Genomic DNA, 23,915 nt, shown 5'->3' on the forward strand with positions numbered 1-23,915 from the left:
CTGTGGGAGCGAGCCTGCTCGCGAAGTCGTCAGCTCGGCCAACACCTCAGAGGGCAGGCAATAAAAAGCCCCGCACTTCAATTGAAGGCGGGGCTTTTCAATAGAAGTGGATCAGAACAAATCGATCGGCGCCTGCTCATCCGCCGGCAGCGGGCTACCCGGTGCCGAGCCATTACCCAGCTCGTTCACCGACGGTGGCGTGTCTTCAGCCTTGAACAGCTCGAAGTACGCCCCAGGCGTGCTCGGCGTCGCCGCACGGCCGCTGACCGGATCTACCCGCAGACTGAGCAAGCCTTCCGGCTCAGGCTGGACGTGAGGCGGCTTGTCCTTCAGCGCGGCGGCCATGTAGTTCATCCAGATCGGTAGCGCCACGGTGCCACCGAACTCGCGGCGACCAAGGCTTTCCGGCTGGTCGAAGCCCGTCCACACGGTGGTCACGTAGTCGGCGTTGTAACCGGAGAACCAGGCATCTTTCGATTCGTTGGTGGTACCGGTTTTACCGGCGATGTCGCTACGGCCAAGAGCCAGTGCGCGACGACCGGTGCCGAGCTTGATCACGTCCTGCAACATGCTGTTGAGGATATAAGTAGTGCGACCATCGACGATCCGCTCCGCCACGGCCGGCGCTTGTGGTGCCGCTGCGGCGCCCGGGGCTTCACCCGGAACCGGCGCCGCGTTGACGGTGAACGACTGCTCGGCAGGTACCGCGATACCGTCGGTGGCCGAGCCGCCCTGCGGTACGGTCGGCGGGTTGGCGACGAACAGCGAGTCACCGTTACGGCTTTCGATCTTGTCGATGATGTACGGGGTGATCTTGTAGCCGCCGTTGGCGAAGGTGCTCCAACCTGTAGCGATCTCCATTGGCGTCAAGGTCGCGGTGCCCAGCGCCAGCGACAGGTTCGGCGGCAGGTCTTGCTTGTTGAAGCCGAAGCGGGTGATGTAGTCGATGGTCTTGCCCACGCCCATCGCCTGCAGCAAGCGGATCGACACCAGGTTGCGCGATTTGTACAACGCCTCGCGCAGACGGATCGGGCCGAGGAAGGTATTGGTGTCGTTCTTCGGACGCCAGACCTTGTCCAGGTACTCGTCGACGAACACGATCGGCGCATCGTTGACCAGCGTGGCGGCGGTGTAGCCGTTATCCAGTGCCGCGCTGTAGACGAACGGCTTGAAGCTCGAACCCGGCTGACGCTTGGCCTGCATGGCGCGGTTGTAGTTGCTCTGCTCGAAAGCGAAACCGCCAACCAGCGAGCGAATCGCGCCGTTCTGCGGATCCAGCGATACCAGCGCCCCTTGCGCCTGCGGAATCTGGCTGAACTTCAACGAATTGTCTTTCTGGCGTTGCACGCGAACCAGATCGCCGACCTGCGCCACATCCGAGGGCTGGCGCGGGTTGGCGCCCATGCTGTTGGTGTTGAGGAACGGCCGTGCCCATTTCATGGTGTCCCAGACAACGTGCTCTTCGCCGGTGCGGGTCAGCACTTGCAGACCGTTCTTGTCGATCTGGGTGACGATCGCCGGTTCCAGGCTGCTGATAGTGCGCTGTTTGGTCAGTTCGGTTGCCCACGCTTCACGGGTCTTGCCCGGCAGGCGCGACTCGGGGCCACGGTAGCCGTGACGCTGGTCGTAGGTCATCAAACCTTCGTGCAGCGCGGTGTTGGCCATTTCCTGCAAATTGCTTGGCACCGTGGTAGTGACGCGGAAACCTTCGGTGTAGGCGTCGCTGCCATAGCGGCCGACCATTTCGGCACGGGCCATTTCGGCGATGTACGGTGCGTTCACCTCCGGGGTCGGCACGTGATAGCTGGCGTTCAGTGGCTCGTTGATCGCAGCGGTGTAGTCCGTTTCGTTGATCTTGCCAAGCTTGTACATGCGCCCGAGGATCCAGTCGCGACGTTCTTTACTGCGCGCCGGGTTGGCCAGCGGGTTGAAACGCGACGGAGCTTTCGGCAGGCCAGCGATCATCGCCATCTGCGCGAGGCTGACGTCACGGATCGACTTACCGTAATAAACCTGCGCCGCCGCCTCGATGCCGTAGGCGCGGTTGCCCAGATAGATCTTGTTCACATACAGCTCGAGGATCTCGTCCTTGGTCAGCTGACGTTCGATTTGCAGAGCCAGGAGGATTTCGGTGGTTTTGCGCGAGAAACTGCGTTCGCTGGTCAGGAAGAAGTTCTTCGCCACCTGCATGGTGATGGTGCTGCCGCCGGATTGAATGTGTCCACTCTTGACCAGTTGGGTCGCGGCGCGCATCAGGCTGCTTGGATCGACACCGTAGTGATTGGCGAAATTGTCGTCTTCAGCACTTAGTAACGCATTAATGAAATTGGGGGGAATGTCGGCGAAACGGATCGGAGTCCGGCGCATTTCGCCGAATTCTGCGATCAACTTGTTATCGCTGCTGTAGACCCGCAGTGGAATCTGCAACTGAATGCTTCTCAGAGCCTCCACGGATGGCAAACCCGGACTAAGGTAAAGATACGCGCCACTGAGACCTAAAAGCAGTCCGCAGAAAACGGCGACGATGGACCAACCGAAAAATTTCAGCAAACGAATCAAGGCGTTTGGACATCCAGGGCAAAGAATGAATTTGGCAACGGGGGTTGTGGCGACACACAGAACGACCCGCGCTGGCAGTAAAAAGCGGAAAAAATCGCTGGGCATTATAAGCACTTTTCTGCTGGAGGCGTCATTTGCGCTTCTGTCAAGACGGGGTGAAGGAACGCAATGCGTATTACAGAGTCCGTAACTCACGGAAAGTCATAGGGAATTGGTAGTGCTGGGACTCTTCAATAAAAAGACCAATACGTTACTGGGGATCGACATCAGCTCCACGTCAGTGAAGCTGCTGGAATTGAGCCGTCAGGGCGACCGCTACCGGGTCGAGGCATACGCGGTGGAGCCGTTGCCGGCGAACGCCGTGGTCGAAAAAAACATCGCCGAGCTCGAAGGTGTGGGCCAGGCCCTGAGCCGGGTGCTGGTCAAGGCACGCACCGGCAACAAGAACGTGGCGGTGGCGGTGGCCGGTTCGGCGGTGATCACCAAGATCATCGAAATGGATGCGGGCCTGACCGACGACGAGCTGGAGAACCAGCTCAAGATTGAAGCCGACCAATACATTCCCTATCCGCTGGACGAGGTCGCCATCGACTTCGAAGTCCAGGGCGTGTCGCCGCGCAACCCGGAACGGGTCAACGTGCTGCTCGCCGCCTGTCGCAAGGAAAACGTCGAAGTCCGCGAAGCCGCGCTCGCGCTGGCCGGGCTTACCGCTCGCGTGGTCGACGTCGAGGCGTACGCGCTGGAGCGCTCGTTCGGCTTGCTCGCGACGCAGTTGGCCGCTTCCCAGGAGCGCCTGACCGTGGCGGTCGTCGACATCGGTGCGACCATGACCACCCTCAGCGTCCTGCACAACGGCAAGATCATCTATACCCGCGAGCAACTGTTCGGAGGCCGGCAACTGACCGAGGAAATCCAGCGTCGCTATGGCCTGACCATCGAGCAGGCGGGCCTTGCGAAAAAACAGGGCGGCCTGCCCGACGACTACGTCAGCGAGGTGCTGCAGCCGTTTCGCGAGGCGCTGGTGCAGCAGGTGTCGCGCTCTTTGCAGTTCTTCTTCGCCTCCGGGCAATACAACGCGGTCGACCACATTCTGCTGGCCGGCGGCACGGCGTCGGTGCCAGGGCTGGACCGGCTGATCGAGCAGCGTCTGAATACCCCGACCCAGGTGGCCAATCCGTTTTCCAACATGGCCTTGAGCAGCAAGGTCAACGCAGGGGCTCTGGCCAGTGATGCGCCGGCCCTGATGATTGCCTGCGGGCTCGCGCTCAGGAGTTTCGACTGATGGCGCGGATCAACCTGTTACCGTGGCGTGAAGAGCGCCGCGAAGAGCGGCGCAAACGCTTCCTGCTGACTTTGATCGGCGTGGTGGTCGGTTCGGTTGGCGCCGTATTCATTGCCGATCAGATCATCAGCAACGCCATCGCCCGGCAAGTGGCGCGTAACGACTATATCGGCAAGCAGATTGCTGTGGTCGACGAGCGGATCAAGCAGATCAGCGAGCTAAAGGCCCATCGCCAGCAACTGGTCGAACGCATGCGCATCATTCAGGACTTGCAAGGCAATCGGCAGGTCAGCGGGCGGATCTTCGATCAACTGGCGCGCACGTTGCCTGACGGCGTGTATTTCACCGACGTGAAAATGGCCGGCAAAACCCTGTCGATCAGCGGAGCGGCGGAGTCGAACAATCGTGTCTCCGAGTTGATGCGCAATCTGGATGCGTCCGACTGGTTCGACGCCCCTAGCCTGAACGAAGTGAAATCAACCTCCGCCGATCAGCAGGAGCAGGCCAATCTCTTTCAGTTGACTGTTCGTCAGACCCAGCCCAAAACCGTGGAGGACGAGCCATGAAGCCGTCCGAATGGCTGGACAGTCTGCGCAGCATCGACTTCAACGATCTGGATACCAGCAATATCGGTTCCTGGCCGGCGGCAGTGAAGGCCATCGCCGGGGCGCTGTTGATGGTGTTGGTGTTGGCGCTTGGTTACAACTTTTTCATCAGTGACATGGAAAACCAGCTCGATGCCAAACGCGAGGAGGAGACCACGCTCAAGGAGCAATTCGCCAGCAAGGCGCGACTGTCGGCCAATCTGGAGCTGTACACCCAGCAGATGAAAGAGATGGAAAACACCTTTGGCGTGTTATTGCGGCAACTGCCCAGCGACACGGAGGTTCCAGGCCTGCTGGAAGACATCACGCGTACAGGTTTGGGCAGCGGCCTGGAATTTGAAGAGATCAAACTGTTGCCGGAGGTCGCCCAGCAGTTCTACATCGAACTGCCGATTCAGATCACCGTCACTGGCGCCTATCACGACCTCGCTACCTTCGTCAGCGGAGTGGCCGGGTTGCCGCGCATCGTCACCCTGCATGACTTCGAACTGGCCCCCGCCAATAAGGAGGGCGGGCCGAAACTGCGCATGAGCATCCTTGCCAAGACTTACCGCTATAACGACAAAGGGCTGCAAAAATGACCCTGATTCGTTATTCGGCCTTGTCGATGGTGCTGCTGGCATTAAGCGGGTGTGGTGGCAGCGATGACGTCAGCGACCTCGACGCCTACATGAATGAAGTACGCCTGCGCCCGGCAGGCAAGATTGAACCAACCCCGACATTTCGGTCTTACCCGACATTCACTTACAGCGCCGCCAACCTGCGTAGCCCGTTCTCGCGCCAGGTGCGCGTCGATCTGGCCGGGCAGAAACACGGCTCGCGCAACGTAAAACCTGATCCCAACCGGATCAAGCAATACCTCGAAGGTTTCAACATCGAGCAGTTCGAGATGGTCGGTACGATCGGCAATGCCGCCGGTTCTTTCGCGCTGTTGCGCGGAGCGGGTGGCGTGCATCGCCTGAAGGTTGGCGATTACCTGGGGCGCAACGATGGCCGCATCGTTGCCATCAGCGCCACCCAGGTCGATGTAGTCGAAATCGTGCCTGATGGCGACGGCGCCTGGCTGGAGCGTCCGCGCACCATTCCTTTGAAAGAGCACTCATAGTGGAAGTCGAATAATGAACAGGATTTTCTCCACCCTCGGTTTTTCGCTATGGATAGCGCTGATGTCACCGATGGTTCAGGCGGCTAATCTGAAGACGCTGGATGTGGCAGCGTTGCCGGGTGACCGTGTCGAGTTGAAGCTGTCATTCGACGGGCCGCCGCCGCAGCCCAAGGGCTACACCACCGATTCGCCGGCGCGGATCGCGCTGGATTTGCCCGGTGTCGCCAGCCAGTTGGCCAGAAAGCATGTCGATCTGGGTAGGGGCAATGCACGCACGGCCACGGTGGTTGAAGCCAAGGATCGGACGCGCCTGATCGTCAATCTCACGCAATTGGCGCCATATGACACGCGGGTCGAGGGCAACAATCTTTTTGTGGTGGTAGGTCAGGGTGCGCCGACAACCGCTGCGCGCCCGGTTGCTGTGGCGGCGTCCCGTGCGACCGCGGCAGCGACTCCCACACCCGCCAAGGCGTTCGTGCCGAAAACCAAAGCCATTCGCGGCGTGGATTTTCAACGCGGTACGGCGGGCGAGGGTAACGTGGTCATCGACCTGTCCGACCCGACCATCGCCCCGGATATCCAGGAACATGACGGCAAGATCATCCTCAGCTTCGCCCGCACGCAATTGCCCGACAAGCTGCGGGTGCGCCTCGACGTCAAGGATTTCGCCACGCCAGTGCAGTTCGTCAACGCTGCCGCGACCGGCGATCGCGCGATCATCACCGTCGAGCCCAGCGGCACCTTCGACTATTCCACCTACCAGACCGATAACAAACTGACCGTCAGCATCCGGCCGATCACGGCGGACGACCTGCAAAAACGCAACGCTGATCGACAGGCCTACGTCGGCGACAAGCTATCGCTGAACTTCCAGGACATCGACGTGCGCTCGGTGCTGCAACTGATCGCCGATTTCACCAACCTCAATCTGGTGGCGAGTGACACGATTCAGGGCGGCATCACGTTGCGTCTGCAAAATGTGCCGTGGGATCAGGCGCTGGATCTGGTGTTGAAAACCAAGGGGCTGGACAAGCGCAAGATCGGCAACGTGTTACTGGTCGCTCCGGCCGATGAAATCGCCGCCCGCGAACGCCAGGAGCTCGAATCCCAGAAACAGATCGCCGAACTGGCGCCGCTGCGCCGTGAGCTGTTGCAAGTGAACTACGCCAAGGCAGCGGACATCGCCAAGCTGTTTCAGTCGGTGACCAGTGCCGAGGCCAAAATCGACGAGCGTGGTTCGATTACCGTCGATGAGCGCACCAACAACATCATCGCCTACCAGACTCAGGATCGTCTCGATGAACTGCGGCGCATCGTGGCGCAACTGGATATTCCAGTGCGTCAGGTGATGATCGAGGCGCGGATCGTTGAAGCCAACGTGGATTACGACAAGAGCCTGGGTGTGCGCTGGGGTGGGTCGATCCAGAACAAGGGCAACTGGAACACCTCCGGGGTCAGTAACGGCTCATCGACCACCATCGGCACGCCGGGCAGCACCAGCACCAACTCGCCATTCGTCGACATGGGCACCGTCAACAACACGTCCGGGATTGGTATTGCCTTCATCACTGACAATGTTCTGCTCGATCTTGAGCTGACGGCCATGGAGAAGACCGGTAACGGCGAAATCGTCTCGCAACCGAAGGTAGTCACCTCCGACAAGGAAACCGCGAAGATCCTCAAAGGCACCGAGATTCCCTATCAGGAAGCCAGCTCCAGCGGCGCCACGTCGGTGTCGTTCAAGGAGGCTTCTCTGTCGCTGGAAGTGACGCCGCAGATTACTCCGGACAACCGCATCATCATGGAGGTCAAGGTCACCAAGGACGAACCGGACTACTTGAACAAAGTGCAGGATGTACCGCCGATCAAGAAGAACGAGGTCAACGCGAAGGTGCTGGTCAATGACGGTGAAACCATCGTGATTGGTGGCGTTTTCTCAAATACTCAAAGCAAGGTTGTAGATAAGGTGCCATTTCTTGGCGATGTGCCGTATCTTGGCCGCCTTTTCCGGCGTGATGTGGTTTCGGAGAAAAAATCCGAGCTGCTGGTATTTCTCACTCCGCGTATCATGAATAACCAGGCGATTGCTGTGAGTCGTTGATTCTGTGCGAAATTTGATTCTTGTAGGACCGATGGGCGCTGGAAAAAGCACCATCGGCCGGTTGCTGGCCAAAGAGCTGCGCCTGCCGTTCAAAGATTCCGACAAGGAAATTGAACTGCGCACGGGCGCCAATATCCCGTGGATCTTCGACAAGGAAGGCGAGCCCGGCTTTCGTGACCGTGAGCAGGCGATGATCGCCGAACTGTGCGGATTCGACGGCGTGGTGCTGGCGACCGGCGGTGGCGCGGTAATGCGTGACGCCAACCGCAAGGCCCTGCATGAAGGCGGCCGTGTGGTGTATCTGCACGCCTCCGTCGAGCAGCAGGTCGGCCGCACGGCGCGCGATCGCAATCGGCCGCTGCTGCGCACCGCCAATCCCGAGAAAACCCTGCGCGACCTCCTCGCAATACGTGATCCGCTCTATCGGGAAATCGCCGATCTGGTAGTGGAAACCGATGAACGGCCACCGCGCATGGTAGTGCTCGACATTCTCGACCGCCTGGCGCAGCTTCCACCCCGTTAAAGCATCGCCCGAAATGCGCTATCCTCGGCGTCCTGTCACAGCCCGGCGAGGTTGTGGCGGAGGGCGTGCGAGCGGCGTCATACCCGCTATAGGCCGCAGATAACCAATAATTCAGGGCAGGACGCCTGCTTCCATCTTCACTGTGGGGACACATGCAGACACTCAAGGTCGATCTAGGCGAGCGCAGCTACCCGATTCATATTGGCGAAGGTTTGTTGGATCAGCCCGAGCTGCTGGCTCCGCATATCCATGGGCGGCAAGTGGCAATCATCTCCAACGAGACCGTTGCGCCGCTCTATCTCGAGCGTCTGACTCGCAGCCTTGCGCAGTTCTCAGTGATTTCCGTGGTGCTGCCGGACGGTGAAGCCTTCAAGAACTGGGAAACCCTGCAACTGATCTTCGACGGTCTGCTGACCGCTCGTCATGATCGCCGCACTACCGTGATCGCCCTTGGCGGCGGCGTGATCGGCGATATGGCCGGTTTTGCTGCTGCCTGCTACCAGCGTGGCGTCGATTTCATTCAGATCCCCACTACATTGCTGTCCCAGGTCGATTCGTCGGTGGGCGGCAAGACCGGGATCAACCATCCGCTGGGCAAAAACATGGTCGGCGCGTTCTATCAGCCGAACGTGGTGCTGATCGACACCGCGTCCCTGAAGACCCTGCCACCGCGTGAGCTGTCGGCGGGTTTGGCGGAAGTCATCAAGTACGGCCTGATCTGCGACGAGCCGTTCCTGACCTGGCTGGAGGACAACGTTGACGCCCTGCGTGCGCTGGACCAGAAAGCCCTGACGTATGCCATCGAGCGCTCCTGTGCAGCCAAGGCTGCGGTGGTCGGCGCCGATGAGAAGGAAACCGGCGTACGTGCCACGCTCAATCTCGGCCACACCTTCGGCCACGCCATCGAGACCCACATGGGCTATGGTGTCTGGCTGCATGGTGAAGCGGTGGCGGCTGGCACCGTGATGGCGCTGGAGATGTCTGCGCGTCTGGGCTGGATCAGCGAACAGGAGCGCGATCGCGGCATTCGTCTGTTCCAGCGCGCCGGTCTGCCGGTGGTTCCGCCTATAGAGATGAGCGAAGCTGATTTTCTCGAACACATGGCTATTGATAAAAAAGTGATCGACGGTCGTCTGCGCCTGGTGCTGCTGCGCCGGATGGGTGAAGCGGTAGTGACCGACGATTATCCGAAAGAAGTTCTACAGGCCACGCTGGGAGCGGATTACCGCGCCCTGGCTCAGCTTAAAGGTTAATAAGATTCCGATGACTAGTTTGCATGCCGACGAGGCGTTCCTCGGCCATTTCCAGTTAAGTCACGACCCCTTCGCTCCGCGGGTGCCGGGCTTCAAGTTCTTCCCGGCCCAGCGCAAACCGGTGCTGGGTCAACTGCATCACCTGGCGCGTTACAGCCAGTTGCTGTTGGTAGTCACCGGCCCGCAGGGCAGCGGCAAGACGCTGCTGCGTCAGGCACTGGTGGCCAGCACCAACAAGCAATCGGTGCAGAGCGTTGTTGTCTCCGCACGCGGTGCCGGCGATGCGGCGGGCGTGCTGCGTCAGGTCGCTCAGGCGCTGAACGTGGCCCAGGCCGAAGTCGGCGCGATTCTGGATCAGGTGGTGCAACTCGCGCTGACTGGCCAGGAAGTCTATTTGCTGGTGGATGACGCCGAGCAACTCGACGAGTCCGCTCTCGAAGCGCTGATGGCGCTGGGTGCCGGCGCTCCGGAAGGTCGTCCGCATGTGTTCCTGTTCGGTGAGTCGTCGCTGATCGCTCAGCTCGAGGCTTTGCACCTCGAGGAAGAGCGCTTCCACGTCATCGAACTGCAGCCGTACACCGAAGAAGAGACCCGCGAGTATCTCGACCAACGGCTGGAAGGTGCCGGCCGGGGTGTCGAACTTTTCACCGCGGATCAGATCTCTGATATTCACGAAAGCTCCGAGGGTTGGCCGGGCAACATCAACCAGGTCGCTCGCGATGCTCTGATAGAAGTCATGATTGCCAGCCGCTCTGCGGTCAAGCGTCCAAGTATGGGGTTCAACATGCCGAAGAAACACGTATTGGCGATTTCCGCCGTCGTTGTGGTCGCGGTCGCCGCCGCCTGGTTGATGCCGGGTCGCAACAAGGCGCCAACCACCGGCGCACCCGCCAACGAACAGGCACAACTGCCATTGGGCCAGGGCGCTGCCAATGGCGCTGCACCGAACGTCGAGTTCGCCGGCAACACGCAGCCGATGCCATTGCCGCTGGTCGGCAATTCGCAACCGGTGATGCGAGGCCCGTTGGCTGAAGCCGCTGGCGGAATCACCGAAGGCGATGACGGCGTGCCACTGGAAGGCTCCAGCGATACGCCGCCAACCGTGACCACTTCGGCGCCACCAGCGGGCGTTCCAGCCGGGCCTGCACCGACGCCGGTTCCAGTGCCTGCGGCCAAACCTGTGCCTGCTCCGACTCAGATCGCTACTGCCAAGCCTGCTCCGGCAGCGCCAGCACCATCGACCAAACCGGCGCCAGCCAAGCCAGTCGCCGCCGCCAAACCGGCCGAGAAGCCGGTTACCGTGGCCAAAGCCGCCGGTGGCAGCTGGTACGCCGGTCAGCCGACGAGCAACTACGTGGTGCAGATTCTCGGCACCAGCTCCGAAGCAGCCGCGCAAAGCTTCGTCAAGGAGCAGGGCGGCGAGTACCGTTATTTCAAGAAAGTCCTCAACGGCAAGCCTCTCTACGTGATCACCTACGGCAACTTCGCCAATCGTGATGCGGCTGTTTCTGCCATCAAGGCCTTGCCAGCGAAGGTTCAGGCTGGTAAACCTTGGCCTCGCACTGTCGCCAGCGTCCAACAGGAACTGGCAACAACTCGCTGAAGATTCGGCGGCCTTACCCAGGCCGCCACTCCAGGCACCTCAAAATTTCCGCAAGTGCGCGCCGCCTCTACAGGCCGCGTGCCTTGTGGTGTCTGCGTCACAGTAGTCTTTGAGTCGTTGCAGTCAAAATTAAAAAAGTTTTGACTAGCACAGCAGATCGCTTTAAACCTTTCACAAATGCGACATAGATTTGCGACATTTCGTCGTCAAATTTGTGAGCGTCTGTGTCGCTGTGTACAATGACCACCCTTTTGCCCCCGCTAAGCCGGCGTACGTTCGGCGTGGATCGCAAGTGGTTGAATTGAAAAGAAATTTGCCTCGAAAAGAGGCAGCCTGGTGAGAAAGTGTCTATGAAAGCAGGTCTGTACCAACCAGATGAATTCAAGGATAACTGCGGTTTCGGCCTGATAGCCCACATGCAGGGCGAGCCCAGTCATACCCTTTTGCAAACGGCCATTGAGGCCCTGACCTGCATGACCCACCGCGGTGGGATTAATGCCGACGGCAAGACCGGTGACGGTTGCGGTCTGCTGATTCAAAAGCCTGACGCGTTCCTGCGTGCCATTGCCCAGGAATCCTTCAGCGTCGAACTGCCCAAGCAATATGCCGTGGGCATGGTCTTCTTCAATCAGGATCCGGCCAAGGCCGAAGCCGCTCGCGAGAACATGAACCGCGAGATCCTTGCTGAAGGCCTGCAACTGATCGGCTGGCGCAAAGTGCCCATCGACACCAGCGTCCTCGGCCGCCTGGCCCTGGAGCGCCTGCCGCAGATCGAGCAGGTGTACATCGGCGGTGAAGGCCTGAGCGATCAGGACATGGCGGTAAAGCTGTTCAGCGCCCGTCGTCGTTCGTCGGTGTCTAACGCCGTCGACTCCGACCACTACATCTGCAGCTTTTCGCACAAGACCATCATCTATAAAGGCCTGATGATGCCGGCCGACCTGGCCGCGTTTTATCCGGACCTGAGTGACGAGCGCCTGCAAACCGCGATCTGCGTGTTCCACCAGCGCTTCTCCACCAACACCCTGCCGAAATGGCCGCTGGCTCAGCCATTCCGCTTCCTCGCCCACAACGGCGAGATCAACACCATCACCGGTAACCGTAACTGGGCACAGGCCCGTCGGACCAAGTTCACCAATGATCTGATGGATCTGGAAGAACTCGGCCCGCTGGTCAACCGTGTCGGCTCCGACTCCTCGAGCATGGACAACATGCTTGAGCTGATGGTCACCGGCGGCATCGACCTGTTCCGTGGCGTGCGGATGATCATTCCGCCTGCGTGGCAGAACGTCGAAACCATGGACCCGGATCTGCGTGCGTTCTACGAGTACAACTCGATGCACATGGAACCGTGGGACGGCCCGGCCGGCGTGGTCATGACCGACGGTCGCTACGCGGTGTGCCTGCTCGACCGTAACGGTCTGCGCCCGGCGCGCTGGGTCACCACCACCAACGGTTTCATCACCGTTGCGTCGGAAATCGGCGTCTGGAATTACCAGCCCGAAGACGTTATCGCCAAGGGCCGCGTAGGCCCGGGCCAGATCCTTGCCGTGGACACCGAAACCGGGCAGATCCTCGACACCGATGCGATCGACAACCGTCTGAAATCCCGTCATCCGTACAAGCAATGGCTGCGCAAGAACGCCCTGCGCATTCAGGCGACCATGGAAGACAACGATCACGGTTCGGCCTTCTACGACGTTGATCAGCTCAAGCAATACATGAAGATGTATCAGGTCACGTTCGAGGAGCGCGATCAGGTACTGCGTCCGCTCGGTGAGCAAGGCTATGAAGCCGTGGGTTCGATGGGCGATGACACGCCGATGGCCGTGCTGTCCCAGCGTGTGCGCACGCCGTACGATTATTTCCGTCAGCAGTTTGCGCAGGTGACCAACCCGCCGATCGACCCGCTGCGTGAAGCGATCGTGATGTCGCTGGAAATCTGCCTCGGTGCCGAGCGCAACATCTTCCAGGAGTCGCCGGAACACGCCTCGCGCGTGATCCTCAGCTCGCCGGTCATTTCCCCGGCCAAGTGGCGTTCGTTGATGAACCTCGACCGCCCGGGTTTCGAGCGGCAGATCATCGACCTCAACTACGACGAAAGCGTCGGTCTCGAAGCGGCCATCCGCAATGTTGCCGATCAGGCTGAAGAAGCCGTGCGTGCCGGTCGTACCCAGATCGTTCTGAGCGACCGCCATATCGCTCCGGGCAAACTGCCGATCCACGCTTCGCTGGCCACCGGCGCGGTACACCACCGCCTGACCGAAAAAGGCCTGCGCTGCGACTCCAACATCCTTGTTGAAACCGCTACTGCACGCGATCCGCATCACTTCGCGGTGCTGATCGGTTTTGGTGCCTCGGCGGTCTATCCGTTCCTGGCTTACGAAGTGCTGGGCGACCTGATCCGTACCGGTGAAGTGCTGGGCGACCTCTACGAGGTGTTCAAGAACTACCGCAAAGGCATCACCAAAGGTCTGCTGAAGATCCTCTCGAAGATGGGCATCTCGACCATCGCTTCGTACCGTGGCGCTCAGTTGTTCGAAGCCATCGGTCTGTCTGAAGAAGTGTGCGAGCTGAGCTTCCGTGGCGTGCCGAGCCGCATCAAGGGTGCGCGTTTCGTCGACATCGAAGCCGAGCAGAAAGCGCTGGCCACCGAAGCCTGGAGTCCGCGCAAGCCGATCCAGCAGGGCGGTCTGCTGAAGTTCGTCCACGGTGGCGAATATCACGCCTACAACCCGGACGTGGTCAACACCCTGCAAGCCGCCGTGCAGCAGGGCGACTACGCCAAGTTCAAGGAATACACCTCGCTGGTGGACAACCGTCCGGTGTCGATGATTCGCGACCTGCTCAAGGTCAAGACCCTCGACACGCCGCTGGACATCAGTGAAATCGAACCGCTGGAATCGGTGCTCAAGCGCTTCGACTCCGCCGGTATCTCGCTGGGCGCCCTGTCGCCGGAAGCTCACGAAGCCCTGGCCGAAGCCATGAACCGCCTCGGCGCGCGTTCCAACTCCGGCGAAGGCGGCGAAGACCCGGCGCGTTACGGCACCATCAAGAGCTCGAAAATCAAGCAAGTCGCGACTGGCCGTTTCGGGGTAACCCCGGAATACCTGGTCAACGCCGAAGTGCTGCAGATCAAGGTTGCCCAGGGCGCCAAGCCGGGCGAGGGCGGGCAACTGCCGGGCGGTAAAGTCAACGGGCTGATCGCCAAGCTGCGTTATGCAGTACCGGGCGTAACCCTGATTTCGCCGCCGCCGCACCACGACATCTATTCGATCGAAGACTTGTCGCAGTTGATCTTTGACCTCAAGCAGGTCAACCCGAAGGCGCTGGTCTCGGTGAAACTGGTAGCAGAAGCGGGCGTCGGCACCATCGCTGCCGGTGTGGCCAAGGCCTACGCGGACTTGATCACCATCTCCGGCTACGACGGTGGCACCGGTGCTTCGCCGCTGACCTCGATCAAGTACGCTGGTGCGCCGTGGGAACTCGGCCTCGCCGAAACCCACCAGACCCTGCGCGGCAACGACCTACGCGGCAAAGTCCGGGTGCAGACCGATGGCGGCCTGAAAACCGGCCTCGACGTGATCAAGGCTGCGATCCTCGGCGCCGAAAGCTTCGGCTTCGGCACCGCGCCAATGATCGCGCTGGGCTGCAAATACCTGCGTATCTGCCACCTGAACAACTGCGCCACCGGCGTTGCGACTCAGAACGAGAAGCTGCGCAAGGATCACTACATCGGCACCGTCGACATGGTGGTGAACTTCTTCACCTATGTCGCCGAAGAAACCCGTGAGTGGCTGGCCAAGCTTGGCGTGCGCTCCCTCGAAGAGCTGATCGGTCGCACCGATCTGCTGGAAATCCTCGAAGGCCAGACCGCCAAGCAAAACCACCTGGATCTGACTCCGCTGCTGGGCAGCGATCACATCCCGGCGGACAAGCCTCAGTTCTGCGGCGTTGAGCGCAACCCGCCGTTCGACCAAGGCCTGTTGGCCGAGAAAATGGTCGAGATGGCGACGTCAGCGATCAACGACATGAGCGGCGCCGAGTTCGAACTGGACATCTGCAACTGCGACCGTTCGATCGGTGCACGGATCTCCGGCGAAATCGCGCGCAAGCACGGCAACCAGGGCATGGCCAAGGCGCCGATCACCTTCCGCTTCAAAGGCACTGCCGGGCAGAGCTTCGGGGTGTGGAACGCCGGCGGTCTGAACATGTATCTGGAAGGCGATGCCAACGACTACGTCGGCAAAGGCATGACCGGTGGCAAGCTGACCATCGTGCCGCCGAAGGGCAGCGTTTATAAGACTCAGGAAAGCGCCATCATCGGCAACACCTGTCTGTACGGCGCCACGGGCGGCAAGCTGTTCGCCGCCGGCACCGCAGGCGAGCGTTTCGCCGTGCGTAACTCCGGTGCCCACACGGTTGTTGAAGGCACTGGCGATCACTGCTGCGAGTACATGACCGGTGGTTTTGTCGCCGTTCTGGGCAAGACCGGTTACAACTTCGGCTCTGGCATGACCGGTGGTTTCGCCTACGTGCTCGACCAGGACAACACCTTCGTTGACCGGGTCAACCACGAACTGGTGGAAATCCAGCGGATCAGCGGCGAAGCGATGGAGGCTTATCGCAGCCACCTGCAAAACGTGCTGAACGAGTACGTCGCCGAAACCGACAGCGAGTGGGGTCGTGAACTCGCCGAAAACCTCGATGACTACTTGCGCCGTTTCTGGCTGGTCAAGCCGAAGGCTGCCAACCTGAAGTCGTTGCTTTCCAGCACTCGTGCCAACCCGCAGTGATATGCGCCTGAAGAGTTTGATGAGGTTTTAACAATGGCTGAACGTCTGAATAACGACTTCCAGTTCATCGATGTCGGGCGCAAAGATCCGAAGAAGAAACTGTTGCGTCAACGCAAGAAAGAGTTCGTCGAGATCTACGAACCGTTCAAACCCCAGCAGTCGGCCGATCAAGCCCACCGCTGCCTGGGTTGCGGCAACCCGTATTGCGAATGGAAGTGCCCGGTGCACAACTTCATTCCCAACTGGTTGAAGCTGGTGGCCGAGGGCAACATCCTCCAGGCCGCCGAGCTGTCGCACCAGACCAACACCCTGCCGGAAGTCTGCGGCCGGGTTTGCCCGCAGGATCGTCTGTGCGAGGGTGCCTGCACCCTCAACGACGGTTTCGGCGCGGTGACTATCGGTTCGGTCGAGAAGTACATCACCGACACCGCGTTCGCCATGGGCTGGCGCCCGGACATGTCCAAGGTCAAACCGACCGGCAAGCGTGTCGCGATCATTGGTGCAGGCCCGGCGGGTCTGGGCTGTGCTGACGTGCTGGTACGTGGCGGCGTGACCCCGGTGGTGTTCGACAAGAACCCGGAAATCGGCGGTCTGCTGACCTTCGGTATCCCGGAGTTCAAACTGGAAAAGACTGTGCTGAGCAATCGCCGCGAAGTCTTCACCGGCATGGGCATCGAGTTCCGCCTCAACACCGAGGTCGGCAAGGACGTGACCATGGAGCAACTGCTCGCCGAATACGATGCCGTGTTCATGGGCATGGGCACCTACACCTACATGAAGGGCGGTTTTGCCGGTGAGGATCTGCCGGGCGTTTATGACGCGCTGGATTTCCTGATTGCCAACGTCAACCGCAACCTGGGCTTTGAAAAGTCGCCGGAAGATTTCGTCGACATGAAAGGCAAGAAGGTCGTGGTACTCGGCGGCGGCGACACGGCCATGGACTGCAACCGTACGTCGATTCGTCAGGGCGCCAAGTCGGTGACCTGTGCCTATCGTCGTGACGAAGCGAACATGCCCGGCTCGCGCAAAGAGGTGAAGAACGCCAAGGAAGAAGGCGTGAAATTCCTCTACAACCGCCAGCCGATCGCCATCGTCGGTGAAGACAAGGTCGAAGGCGTCAAAGTGGTCGAGACCCGTCTCGGCGAACCGGACGCCCGTGGCCGCCGCAGCCCTGAGCCGATTCCGGGCTCCGAAGAGATCATCCCGGCCGACGCCGTGGTCATCGCCTTCGGTTTCCGCCCGAGCCCGGCGCCGTGGTTTGAACAGTTCGAAATCCAGACCGACAGCCAGGGCCGCGTGGTGGCCCCGGAACAAGGTCAGTACAAGCACCAGACCAGCAACCCGAAAATCTTCGCCGGTGGCGACATGGTGCGCGGTTCGGATCTGGTAGTGACGGCGATCTTCGAAGGCCGTAATGCGGCTGAAGGGATTCTGGATTACCTGGGCGTCTAACCCCGGGCCCTGAGCCAAATGCAATAACCCTGTGGGAGCGAGCCTGCTCGCGAGAGCGGTCTGTCAGCCAACTTCAATGTTGGATGTACCGGCCTCTTCGCGAGCAGGCTCGCTCCCACGGTTGTTTCTCAGTGTTGCTAGTAGCGCAATCCAGCGCAATTAATTGACCCGATAGACAAAAGGCTGACCTGCATCCGTGCCTTTTGCGTCGCGCTCTGAGAAAATGCCCGCACTTTTTTTCCGGATGCCGACATGACTGCCCTGAAGAACGACCGTTTCCTCCGCGCCCTGCTCAAGCAACCCGTAGACGTCACCCCCGTGTGGATGATGCGTCAGGCCGGTCGCTACCTGCCGGAATACCGCGCCAGCCGTGCCCACGCCGGTGACTTCATGAGCCTGTGCATGAATCCGGAGTTCGCTTGCGAAGTCACGATGCAACCGCTCGACCGTTATCCACAACTGGACGCGGCGATCCTGTTTTCCGACATCCTCACCATTCCCGATGCCATGGGCCAGGGCCTGTACTTCGAGACCGGTGAAGGCCCGCGCTTCAAGAAAGTCGTCAGCACCCTGGCCGACATCGAAGCCCTGCCGATCCCTGATCCGCACAAAGACCTCGGCTACGTGATGGACGCGGTCAGCACCATCCGCCGCGAACTCAACGGTCGCGTGCCGCTGATCGGTTTCTCCGGTAGCCCTTGGACGCTGGCCACCTACATGGTCGAGGGCGGCTCGTCGAAAGACTTCCGCAAGACCAAAGCCATGCTCTACGACAACCCGCAAGCCATGCACCTGCTGTTGGATAAACTGGCGCAGTCGGTGACCTCGTACCTCAACGGCCAGATCATGGCCGGTGCGCAAGCGGTGCAGATCTTCGACACCTGGGGCGGCAACCTGTCGGCGGCGGCGTACCAGGAGTTCTCGCTGGCCTACATGAAGAAAATCGTCAGCGGCCTGATCCGCGAGCACGACGGTCGTAAGGTGCCGGTGATCCTTTTCACCAAGAACGGCGGCCTGTGGCTGGAAAGCATCGCCGAGGCTGGGGCCGACGCACTGGGCCTGGACTGGACCTGCGACATCGGCAACGCCCGCGCCCGCGTCGGCGACAAGGTTGCGCTGCAAGGCAACATGGACCCGACCGTGCTTTACGCGAAGCCGGAAGCCATCCGCACCGAAGTCGGGCGCATCCTCGCCAGCTACGGCAAGGGCAGCGGCCATGTGTTCAACCTCGGTCACGGCATCACCCCTGAGGTTGATCCGGAACACGCCGGCGCCTTCCTGCGCGCAGTGCATGAGCTGTCGGCGCAGTATCACGAGTGATCTTTGCCCAATAAAAAACGCCCGGCTTATGTCGGGCGTTTTTGTTTGCACGATTCAATGTCGGACACAGATCAACTGTGGGAGCGAGCCTGCTCGCGAAAGCGGTGGATCAGCAAACTTTGCATCAACTGACAAAACGTCTTCGCGAGCAGGCTCGCTCCCACATGGGTTTTTTGTCAGGCTTTGACGCCCTGCAACGGCGGTAACTTCGCCAGCTTCAACGCCACCAACAGCGCCACCAGCAACAACGCGCCGATGAACAAGCCAATCCCGTTCCATCCGCCCAAGTGCCAGAACACCCCGCCTGCCGTCCCGGCAATGCTCGACCCGGCGTAATAGCTGAACAGATACAACGACGACGCCTGGCCCCTGGCCTTGATTGCGCGCCGGCCGATCCAGCTGCTCGCTACCGAGTGAGCGGCGAAGAAGCCGAAGGTGAAGATCAGCATGCCGATGATTACCAGCGGCAACGGCGTGAACATCGTCAGGGCGAGGCCGACGAACATCAGGGCAATCGTCGCCCACAACACTTTGCGCCGTCCCAGCTTGTCCGCCAGCGAACCGATCTTCGCCGAGCTGTAGATACCCGACAGGTACACCACCGAGAGCAAGCCGACAAACACCTGATCGAGGTTGTATGGCTGAGCCAGCAAGCGATAACCGATGTAGTTGAACAACGTGACAAACGCGCCCATCAACACGAAAGCTTCGAGAAACAGCAGCGGCAAACCGGCATCGCGAAAGTGCATGGTGAAACCGTCGAGCAGACTGCGCGGATGCAACGAACGCGAGCGGAAATTGCGTGACTCCGGAAGAATCTTCCAGAACACTGCCGCCGCAATCAGCGCCAGACCGCCGATCACCAGCATCGCCGTGTGCCAACTGACGAAGTCGATCAGCACCCCGGTGATCAAGCGTCCGCTCATCCCGCCAATCGCGTTGCCGCCGATGTACAGACCCATCGCCAGGCCGATGTGTTGCGGGTGAATCTCTTCGCTCAAGTAAGTCATTGCCACCGCCGCCAGCCCGCTCAACGACAGCCCGATCAGCGCGCGCATGATCAGCACGCCTTGCCAGCTCGGCATCATCGAACTGGCGATGGTGCACAGCGCCGCCGCAAACAGTGCAGTGACCATCACCGGTTTGCGTCCGACCCGATCGGAAATCGGCCCGGTAATCAGCAGGCCAATGGCGAGCATGCCGGTGGCGACCGAGAGGATCAGGCTGCTCTGCGCCGCGTTGATCGAATATTCGTGAGATAGCAGCGGCATCATCGGCTGCACGCAATACAGCAGGGCAAACGTCGCAAACCCGCCGCTGAACAACGCCAGCACCGTGCGCATGAACATCGGCGTGCCTTTTTCGATGTAGATCTCTTGCAGCTCGGCGACGACATCGTCGGCCGCAGCGGGCGGGACTTCATGGGCAAGAGAGGCGGCGGCGGTTTTCACATCAGACCTCGGAGAGCACGGCCAGGCAGGCAATGGAAAAAATCATATAGCTGGCTAATGTTTCTATCCAATATATTGTTCGACCTGTTTGATAGCTTTAACGACCTAATGGGGTTTTCATGGAATTGCGTCACCTGCGCTACTTCATCGCCGTCGCCGAAGAACTGCATTTCGGCCGTGCTGCACAAGTGCTGGGCATTTCCCAGCCGCCGCTGAGCCAGCAGATTCAGGCGCTGGAGCAAGAGGTCGGTGCGCGGTTGTTTGAACGCACCAATCGTCGGGTCGAGCTGAGCGAAGCCGGCAGATTATTTCTCGAGGAAGCGCGGCTGGTGCTGGCGCAGGTCGACAAAGCGGCGGATGTCGCCCGGCGTGCGCAACTCGGCGAACTCGGTGAATTGAAGATCGGCTTCACCTCGTCGGCGCCGTTCAACTCGACCATTCCCCAGGCGATTTTCTCGTTTCGTCAGCGTTTTCCGGCGGTGCACCTGAACCTGCGGGAGATGAGCAGCACCATGGTTGCCGACGCCTTGGTGGACGAGTCGATTGAAGTTGGCATCATGCGCCCGCTGGGTCTGCCCGATTCGTTGAGCGTGGTGGAGCTGATGCGCGAGCCTTTGGTGGCGGTGCTCAGTGCCAAGCATCCGTTGGCCCAAGGCAGCGAAGAAGGTCTGTTTCTCTCGGCGCTGGCGCTGGAGCCGTTCGTGTTTTTCCCGCGCAGTTACGGTAGCGGTCTTTACGCACAACTGCTCAGTCTGGCTCGCGATGCCGGATTCAGTCCGCATTTTGCCCAAGAGGCCGGGGAGGCGATGACCATCATCGGGCTGGTGGCGGCGGGGTTGGGTGTGTCGGTATTGCCTGCGTCCTATCAGCGGATGCGCATCGACGGCGTGGTCTACCGGCCGCTGCTGGATCCTGAAGCGATTTCAGCGGTGTGGCTGGTGCAGCGCAAGGATCAGAAATCGCCGATGGCCAAGGCCTTTGTCGAATTGCTCACGCGCAAGGTTGAAGGTGATTGATTAACCGCCGAAGGCTGCGATCTTTTGATCTTGCCGTTAAGGCAACCGCACCAAATCCCCCTTCAACGCCACCCGCGTGACAAAAATCCCCGCCCGGCATTCATACGTATTCAAATCCTTGCGCACATGCTGGTCGTAATAACTGACGATATTGACCACCGCATTCGCCCCGACCCGCTTGGCCTCGGCCTGCAACTTGATCAGGTTCGACTGCAACACCCACTCGCAGGAATCGTGATCGCTCTTGTTGAAGCCATTGGTCTTCAGATCACTGGTCACATCGCGCTGCAACAACCGCTGAGTGCCCTGAGGCCCATTCCCGGCCAGATAAAACTTCACACTGCCATCCAGCCGCCCGGCACGGAGCGCGTCCGACAACACCGTCTCGAAGGGCATGTACATCAGATTGGTGGCATGGCTGGCACTGGGGAGCAGTCCGAAGAGCGTGGCGGCGATCAGGGCTTTCACTTGCATGGTCATCTCCTTGACGGTGAAAGTGAACCGCGAGTACTCGGCGGATTGGGGCTCGCTGTTCTGGCAGGCGTTGTGTGATGGTCTGCTTGAATGAGTGTAGATCGTGTAAATGAAGAGGGCTCGGACGGAAGTACACCGGATATCCTTAAAACAATTAAGAGTAGCCAATGGAAATTAAGCCGACACTCATAACTTGATGTATCAATGTATGCCTACTCGTCGTCAGCTATCGAAATGAAGTCTTGGATAGATAGTTTTGTTTCAGGTCCATGCGCCTCAACCCGAAGGGTTCAATGCATCGAGCGGTACTTAACAATCAACGAATAATGTTGATCGTGACCACGCAAAACATGGTTTTTCTGTTGTGTGTGTCTCTGATCTCTTGTCTGTAGGGCGCATATCCTTGAGTGAAGCGCCTTATGTTTTCAATGTCTTGCTCGTTCGAGTTTAAAAAATCGTAGGCGGGATTCAGATACTCGTTAATCCTGGATACGAAATCCTGGATGGATAATTGAGTTTCAGATCCATGCGCCTCAACCAAAAGGTTGATAGGCGTGAAAATACGTTTGTTTGATTCAGTGTAAATAAAATCTCCTTCCTTTGTTCGAATGGTGTTCTTGTCATCCGCTGTGACATCTATCATCAGTTGCTGAATTGTTTTTTCAAGTTTTTGTGCGCCGACTATATCGTTCATGGGTATTCCCTTTTGATAAATAAATTTGTGAAGGAATGGTGTGTTAATCCATTCTCCATTGCGTTTATGTCACGGGAGTAATTTAGTTGATCTCTGCAGTCTCTACACCTGTCACTAATGACAGGCGCAGAGACTGATTCGCTATATTTTCGTATTTTTTTAAATGTTTTTGTTTTATGGCGCTTGATGCTTTTTGAGCTAAAGGCATCTAGGTGTTTAATAACAATTTTGTCTGTTCTGTGGCAGTCAAACGCATTCCTATGCTCCAGTTGGGAGCAGCTTTTAGACGAAAAACACAATGGCTACACTGAACTTTTTAGCAAATAAACTTCCAGAATGAAAAAGGGCGCCGAATGGCGCCCTTTGTCGTTCCTACAACTCAACCAATCTGTTTGTGAAAAATCCCCACGCAACGCTACGCTCGACACCATTTTTTACAGGTCGTAGCGGTCGGGGCTGGCCGTTGGGTAACGCTGCGTATTAATCTATGTCATTTAATTTAACTTGCTGGGCTAGCTTCAATGCCCATTGCCTTGCATCGAACTCTGTATTTGTTCTTGTTGTTGTTTTTGTTTTAATAACTCTGCTCGCCGAGCGGCGTTCTCTGCGTCAAGATCTTTAATTTGCTCCTGATTTAGATTGAGAAGTTCTTTGTCGGATAGGGTTGGCATTTTGATCACCTTGGTCGTTTGGGATAAGCTACGTGAGCATCCTGTGACAGCCAAGCGCATTGCGACACTGTAAGAAGTAACAGTTTTTTAGACGATTTTACGATAATCGTTATTCATTAAATAATAAAGAATGAAACTTCCTGAATGACAGAGGGCGCCGAAAGGCGCCCTTTGTCGTTTCTACAGTTCCATCAATCCACGTGCGCCAAATCTCCACGCAACGCCACGCTCGACACCACCATCCCCGCGCGGCACTGGAATTTTTCGGTGTCTTTGTACAGGTCGCGCTGGTCGACGCTGGCGATGTTGATCACGGCGTTGGCGTCGGCTTTTTTCGCGGCGTTTTGCAGGGTCGCGAGGGCCGACTGCAGGGCCCAGAAGCAGGCGTCTTCGTCGGATTTGTTCGAGCCGTTGGTTTTGCGGCTGCTGCTCACGGTGTCGAGTTTGCGCACTTGTTTGGGCAGGGTTTCGCCGGCCAGGTAGAACTTCACGCTGCCGTCGAGCAGGCCGGCGTCGGTGGCGCGTTTGACGCCTTCGCGAAAGCTCAGGTAGGTCGGCTCGTCGGCACCTTGTTTGATGATGCCAAGACTGTTGACGGCTTCGATGTCCGGGTTGATCGACAGCTCTTTGAGCACGTTGTCGCGCAGGCGGTTGACCCAACGGTTGTAGTTGCCGTGGATCTTGCCGTCCTTGGCGTCGAGGCCGTAGCTGCTGCGATAGTCGATTTCGAACGAGGTTGGGGTGAACGGGATGTCGACTTCGGCATGATGGCGACCGCGTACGGTGATCGCAGCTTTGATCATGCCTGGGCGTACCGATTGCACGACCCATTGACGGTCGTTGAGCGCGGTGACGATGGCGCGGCTCATTTGTGACTGGGTAAAGCCGAGGTTCGGCGAGAACTCTTCCTTGGCGTTGTACACCGGTTTGCTGGTGCAACCGCCGAGGACGAAGGCCAGGGCCAACAGGGCGGCGATGCGGTAAAACTGAGTCATTCCCTTCACTCCAAA

At 59.1% G+C, this 23,915-nt stretch carries 18 protein-coding genes; 12 read left to right on the top strand and 6 right to left on the bottom strand.

Annotated elements, in window-relative coordinates; genetic code table 11:
* Window positions 1-111 precede the first annotated feature (111 nt).
* Entirely contained in the window at window positions 112-2,556 is a 2,445-nt protein-coding gene (locus ACA074_RS02030; protein ID WP_497679306.1) for a penicillin-binding protein 1A, read from the bottom strand.
* Window positions 2,557-2,776: 220 nt separating this feature from the next.
* Here ACA074_RS02030 and ACA074_RS02035 point away from each other — a divergent pair, with 220 nt between their 5' ends.
* The 11 genes from ACA074_RS02035 to hemE all read left to right on the top strand — a co-directional run bounded on the left by ACA074_RS02035 (window position 2,777) and on the right by hemE (window position 18,599).
* Entirely contained in the window at window positions 2,777-3,841 is a 1,065-nt protein-coding gene (locus ACA074_RS02035; protein ID WP_401271775.1) for a pilus assembly protein PilM, read from the top strand.
* Window positions 3,841-4,407: a PilN domain-containing protein gene (locus ACA074_RS02040; RefSeq protein ID WP_187679602.1), complete on the top strand. Its 567-nt coding sequence runs from the start codon at window positions 3,841-3,843 to the stop codon at window positions 4,405-4,407. The genes ACA074_RS02035 and ACA074_RS02040 overlap by 1 nt, the downstream gene beginning before the upstream one ends.
* Entirely contained in the window at window positions 4,404-5,027 is a 624-nt protein-coding gene (gene pilO / locus ACA074_RS02045) for a type 4a pilus biogenesis protein PilO (RefSeq protein ID WP_187679603.1), read from the top strand. Before ACA074_RS02040 ends, pilO begins: the two co-directional genes overlap by 4 nt.
* Window positions 5,024-5,551 carry a pilus assembly protein PilP gene (locus ACA074_RS02050; protein WP_489880427.1) on the top strand — a complete coding sequence of 176 codons (528 nt, stop codon included), beginning with the start codon at window positions 5,024-5,026 and terminating at the stop codon, window positions 5,549-5,551. Before pilO ends, ACA074_RS02050 begins: the two co-directional genes overlap by 4 nt.
* 13 nt (window positions 5,552-5,564) lie before the next feature.
* Entirely contained in the window at window positions 5,565-7,652 is a 2,088-nt protein-coding gene (locus tag ACA074_RS02055) for a type IV pilus secretin PilQ (protein WP_497678345.1), read from the top strand.
* A 4-nt stretch (window positions 7,653-7,656) separates the two neighbouring features.
* The gene (aroK, locus tag ACA074_RS02060; protein WP_187679606.1) at window positions 7,657-8,175 is read left to right on the top strand and encodes a shikimate kinase AroK; all 519 of its coding nucleotides are present in this window, start codon (window positions 7,657-7,659) and stop codon (window positions 8,173-8,175) included.
* 152 nt (window positions 8,176-8,327) lie between these two features.
* Window positions 8,328-9,428 carry a 3-dehydroquinate synthase gene (aroB, locus tag ACA074_RS02065; RefSeq protein ID WP_187679607.1) on the top strand — a complete coding sequence of 367 codons (1,101 nt, stop codon included), beginning with the start codon at window positions 8,328-8,330 and terminating at the stop codon, window positions 9,426-9,428.
* Window positions 9,429-9,438: 10 nt separating this feature from the next.
* The gene (locus ACA074_RS02070) at window positions 9,439-11,031 is read left to right on the top strand and encodes an AAA family ATPase (RefSeq protein ID WP_497678346.1); all 1,593 of its coding nucleotides are present in this window, start codon (window positions 9,439-9,441) and stop codon (window positions 11,029-11,031) included.
* Window positions 11,032-11,381: 350 nt separating this feature from the next.
* Window positions 11,382-15,827 carry a glutamate synthase large subunit gene (gene gltB / locus ACA074_RS02075; protein ID WP_489880424.1) on the top strand — a complete coding sequence of 1,482 codons (4,446 nt, stop codon included), beginning with the start codon at window positions 11,382-11,384 and terminating at the stop codon, window positions 15,825-15,827.
* A 33-nt stretch (window positions 15,828-15,860) separates the two neighbouring features.
* Window positions 15,861-17,279 (top strand): FAD-dependent oxidoreductase, encoded by a 1,419-nt coding sequence (locus tag ACA074_RS02080; RefSeq protein ID WP_007909438.1) that lies wholly within the window; start codon window positions 15,861-15,863, stop codon window positions 17,277-17,279.
* A gap of 252 nt (window positions 17,280-17,531) precedes the next feature.
* The gene (hemE, locus tag ACA074_RS02085) at window positions 17,532-18,599 is read left to right on the top strand and encodes a uroporphyrinogen decarboxylase (RefSeq protein WP_100846503.1); all 1,068 of its coding nucleotides are present in this window, start codon (window positions 17,532-17,534) and stop codon (window positions 18,597-18,599) included.
* Between the two features lie 176 nt (window positions 18,600-18,775).
* Here hemE and ACA074_RS02090 read toward each other — a convergent pair whose 3' ends face one another.
* Entirely contained in the window at window positions 18,776-20,050 is a 1,275-nt protein-coding gene (locus tag ACA074_RS02090; protein ID WP_497678347.1) for an MFS transporter, read from the bottom strand.
* Window positions 20,051-20,169: 119 nt separating this feature from the next.
* Between ACA074_RS02090 and ACA074_RS02095 the strand changes: the two genes are divergently transcribed.
* Window positions 20,170-21,066 (top strand): LysR family transcriptional regulator, encoded by an 897-nt coding sequence (locus ACA074_RS02095; protein WP_187679612.1) that lies wholly within the window; start codon window positions 20,170-20,172, stop codon window positions 21,064-21,066.
* Between the two features lie 36 nt (window positions 21,067-21,102).
* Here ACA074_RS02095 and ACA074_RS02100 read toward each other — a convergent pair whose 3' ends face one another.
* From ACA074_RS02100 to ACA074_RS02115, 4 genes are all read right to left on the bottom strand, one after another.
* Window positions 21,103-21,540, bottom strand: coding sequence for an excinuclease (locus ACA074_RS02100; RefSeq protein ID WP_497678348.1), 438 nt, complete (start codon window positions 21,538-21,540; stop codon window positions 21,103-21,105).
* Between the two features lie 316 nt (window positions 21,541-21,856).
* The gene (locus ACA074_RS02105; protein ID WP_497678349.1) at window positions 21,857-22,234 is read right to left on the bottom strand and encodes a hypothetical protein; all 378 of its coding nucleotides are present in this window, start codon (window positions 22,232-22,234) and stop codon (window positions 21,857-21,859) included.
* Between the two features lie 518 nt (window positions 22,235-22,752).
* Window positions 22,753-22,905 carry a hypothetical protein gene (locus tag ACA074_RS02110; RefSeq protein ID WP_401269095.1) on the bottom strand — a complete coding sequence of 51 codons (153 nt, stop codon included), beginning with the start codon at window positions 22,903-22,905 and terminating at the stop codon, window positions 22,753-22,755.
* Between the two features lie 191 nt (window positions 22,906-23,096).
* Window positions 23,097-23,900, bottom strand: coding sequence for a hypothetical protein (locus tag ACA074_RS02115; protein WP_497616133.1), 804 nt, complete (start codon window positions 23,898-23,900; stop codon window positions 23,097-23,099).
* Between the last annotated feature and the right edge of the window lie 15 nt (window positions 23,901-23,915).

The organism is Pseudomonas sp. LBUM1655 (genome assembly GCF_059716085.1).

Bases quoted from the DNA above. Each gene is read 5' to 3' on its own strand.
- ACA074_RS02050 (WP_489880427.1), top strand. From the start codon at position 5,024: ATGACCCTGATTCGTTATTCGGCCTTGTCGATGGTGCTGCTGGCATTA.
- hemE (WP_100846503.1), top strand. From the start codon at position 17,532: ATGACTGCCCTGAAGAACGACCGTTTCCTCCGCGCCCTGCTCAAGCAA.
- ACA074_RS02105 (WP_497678349.1), bottom strand. From the start codon at position 22,234: ATGAACGATATAGTCGGCGCACAAAAACTTGAAAAAACAATTCAGCAA.
- ACA074_RS02100 (WP_497678348.1), bottom strand. From the start codon at position 21,540: ATGCAAGTGAAAGCCCTGATCGCCGCCACGCTCTTCGGACTGCTCCCC.
- pilO (WP_187679603.1), top strand. From the start codon at position 4,404: ATGAAGCCGTCCGAATGGCTGGACAGTCTGCGCAGCATCGACTTCAAC.
- ACA074_RS02040 (WP_187679602.1), top strand. From the start codon at position 3,841: ATGGCGCGGATCAACCTGTTACCGTGGCGTGAAGAGCGCCGCGAAGAG.
- ACA074_RS02095 (WP_187679612.1), top strand. From the start codon at position 20,170: ATGGAATTGCGTCACCTGCGCTACTTCATCGCCGTCGCCGAAGAACTG.
- ACA074_RS02110 (WP_401269095.1), bottom strand. From the start codon at position 22,905: ATGCCAACCCTATCCGACAAAGAACTTCTCAATCTAAATCAGGAGCAA.
- ACA074_RS02055 (WP_497678345.1), top strand. From the start codon at position 5,565: ATGAACAGGATTTTCTCCACCCTCGGTTTTTCGCTATGGATAGCGCTG.
- ACA074_RS02115 (WP_497616133.1), bottom strand. From the start codon at position 23,900: ATGACTCAGTTTTACCGCATCGCCGCCCTGTTGGCCCTGGCCTTCGTC.
- aroB (WP_187679607.1), top strand. From the start codon at position 8,328: ATGCAGACACTCAAGGTCGATCTAGGCGAGCGCAGCTACCCGATTCAT.
- ACA074_RS02070 (WP_497678346.1), top strand. From the start codon at position 9,439: ATGACTAGTTTGCATGCCGACGAGGCGTTCCTCGGCCATTTCCAGTTA.
- gltB (WP_489880424.1), top strand. From the start codon at position 11,382: ATGAAAGCAGGTCTGTACCAACCAGATGAATTCAAGGATAACTGCGGT.
- ACA074_RS02080 (WP_007909438.1), top strand. From the start codon at position 15,861: ATGGCTGAACGTCTGAATAACGACTTCCAGTTCATCGATGTCGGGCGC.